Annotated in this window: 2 protein-coding genes; one reads left to right on the forward strand and one right to left on the reverse strand. The window is 74.9% G+C overall.

Annotated features, from left to right (window positions below):
- A partial coding sequence (locus ABZ281_RS44585; protein WP_356664008.1) for a response regulator transcription factor occupies nt 1–1,732 on the forward strand: 1,732 nt, incomplete at its 5' end.
- Nucleotides 1,733–1,815: 83 nt separating this feature from the next.
- On the opposite strand, the gene ABZ281_RS44590 is transcribed toward ABZ281_RS44585, so the two are convergent.
- Nucleotides 1,816–2,911, reverse strand: a 1,096-nt coding sequence (locus tag ABZ281_RS44590) for an SGNH/GDSL hydrolase family protein (RefSeq protein ID WP_356664010.1), incomplete at its 5' end; no start/stop codon positions are given.

Raw genomic sequence — 2,911 nt, forward strand, 5'->3', positions numbered from 1 at the left:
GGCGCCGGCCGAGGAGCAGCGGCATCTCGAAGCCGCCCTGGACCTGTGGCCGGCGGTGGGCCCCGAGGCCCGGCCGTCGGGCGGGGGTGTCGACCGGGTCACGCTGACGCTGCGGGCTTCGGCGGCCGCCGCGCACGCCGGCCATCTGCACCGCGCGGTCGCCCTCACCCGGTCCGCACTGGCGGAACTCGGCCAGGACGCCGACTCCGAGCTCGCCGCGCGGGTCCGCTACACCCTCGCCGGGAACCTGCTGAGCGTGGACAGCCTGGCTGCGGCGTTCGCCTACAGCAGCGAGGCACTGGCGATGATCCCGGAGGACCCTCCGTCGCGTACGTGGGTGTGGGCGGCGGCCACCCATGTCCTGGCCGCACGCCACGTCGGGGAGAACGAGACCGCGCTGCGGGTCGCCCGCCGGGCCCTGGGTGTGGCGGAGCAACTGCGGGTGACCGACGCCCAGGCGGACCTGCTGATCTCGCTGGCCGTCTTCGACGGGGCCGGGCGACGCGGCGCGGAGGGACGCGAGCGGCTGGTCAAGGCCCGTGCGCTGGCCCGGAGTTCGGGCAACGCACCCGTGGAGCTGCGGGCCCTGTTCAACCTGGCGATGGGCTGCTACGAGTCCGGTGCCCTGGCGGAGTGCGTGCCCTGGCTGACCGAGGGCCTGGACCGGGCCCGCCAGGCCGGGCTGCTGTCCTCGACGTACCCGCTGGAGATGCGGTACCTGCGGCTGCTGGTGCTGCATGTGCTGGGCCGCTGGGACGAGTGCCTGCGCGCGGCGGCGTCCGACGCCGGGGTGCCGTCGGCGGCCGGGGGCTACACATTCGGTCCCGCGCTGTACGTGGCGCTGGCGCGTGGCGATCTGGCGGCCGCCGACCGGGCGCGCGCCCTGCTGGAGGGTCCCTTCGACTGGATGGCCACCCTGGTCGCGGGCATCGTTCTCACCGACGCCGCGGCGCTGCGTGGCGATCCCGAGGACGCGGTGCGGTGGATGCGGTCCACGGTCACGGCCCTGGCCGACGAGGCGGTCCCCCGCCCGGGCGTCACGGTCCGGCTCGCCGCCCTGGCGCTGTCCGCGGTGGCCGACGCGGCCGCCGGGCTACGGCTGAGCGGTGACGAGGCCGGGGTCCGCCGCTGGACGGGCACCGCGACGGAACTGGTGGAACTGGCGCGGGCCGTCGCCGTCCACGGTGAGGACGGCACACCCCAGGGGCCGGAGGGGCAGGCCTGGCTGGCCCGGGCGGAGGCGGAGTGGGTCCGGGCCGTGAAGGGGCCGGACGCGGCGGCCTGGTCGGAGGCGGTGACGGCGTTCGGCTACGGCGACGTCTACGAGCTGGCGCGCTGCCGTCTGCGGTACGCCGAGGCCCTGGTGGTGGCCGGGCGTCGTGAGGAGGCGGCGGCCGAGGCCCGGGCGGTCCGTGAGAGCGCCGACGATCTCGGTGCCACCTCGCTGCGGGAGCAGGTCGACGCGTTGGTCCGGCGCAGCCGGCTTTCGGACACGCGGGGCGGCGACGACCGCGCCGGCATGCTCACCTCGCGCGAGCAGGACGTGCTGCGGCTGCTCGCCCTCGGCCGCAGCAACCGGCAAATCGGCGAGGAGCTGTTCATCAGCGGCAAGACCGCGAGTGTGCATGTCTCCAACATCCTCGCCAAGCTGGGCGCGTCGAGCCGCGGCGAGGCCGTGGCGATCGCCTACCGCGCGGGCCTGATCACCCCGGAGCCCACGACATCCGGCTGACCGTCCGACGTGCACCGCAGTCCCGGGCGGGCCGGGCGGGCCGGGCGTCGTGAGACAGCCAGGCGGGACCTTGCGGACACGGCCTAGCCGGTCCCGCAGTCGAGGCTCTGGAGATCGACGGCGTCGGCCATCGCCTGCATCCCCTGGTCGTTGGGGTGCAGGTGGTCGCCACCGTCGAAGGCGGGGAGGATCCGCTCGGGGTCGTAGGGGCTGCGCAGGACCCGGTCGAAGTCGGTGACCCCGTCGAACTCCCCGCTGTCGCGGATGAAGGCGTTGACCCGCTGCCGTACCGCCTCGCCGGCGGGGTCCCACTCCTGCCAGCCCTTGAAGGGGGTGATCGTGGCGCCGACGACGCACTTCCCGGCCGCGTGCGCCCGGTCGATCAGCCTGCGGTACCCGGCGATCAGTCCGGCGCTCGTGGCGCCGGGCTCGGCCTTGATGTCGTTGACGCCCTCGAAGAGGAAGACCGTGCGCACGCCCGGCAGGGACAGCGCGTCCCGCTGCATGCGGTTCAGGGCGCTCTCGCCGGGGCCGTCGAGGAGGACCTTGTTCCCGGCGATGCCCGCGTTGGCCACTCCCTTGACCGTGTTGCCGGATGTGCCGAGCCGGCGGGCCAGGTAGTCGGGCCAGCGGCGGTTCCGGTCGATCGTGGAATGCCAGCCGTCGGTGATGGAGTCGCCGAGGGCGGCCACCGCACCCGTCCCCTTGCGGGGGCGCACGGTGACGGCGTCGAGGTAGGACCAGGAGCCGGTCCGCTGCTTCCAGTGCGCCGCACCCTCCTCCGTGCTGTGGTCGCCGTCGGTGGTGTACGACGTCTGCATCGCCATCCAGTGCCCGGTGAGCGCGCCGTCCGCCCGGGGGACGTACAGGCTGACGGCGAGGGTGCGCCCGGCGGGGACGTGGCCGGGCAGCGGGTCGCTGTAGACGATGCCGCCGGCGGGGACGGTGACGGAGCGGGCGCCGCCGAAGGTCAGGCGCCTGTTGCTGCCGGGGACGAGGGCGGCGCCGTCCCGTTGCAGACCCGCGTGGACGTTCTCGAACGTCACCGGCTCGTCGCCGAAGGCGTTCGTCAGGCGCACCCTGAGACCGGTGCCGCCGACGCCGGCGTGCACCATCAACCGATAGCCGCGGCCGTCGGCCGCCTCGCCGATGTGGCCGGCGGAGGAGGCCCAGGTGACC

The organism is Streptomyces sp. NPDC006265, from assembly GCF_040613555.1.
Lineage (GTDB): Bacteria > Actinomycetota > Actinomycetes > Streptomycetales > Streptomycetaceae > Streptomyces.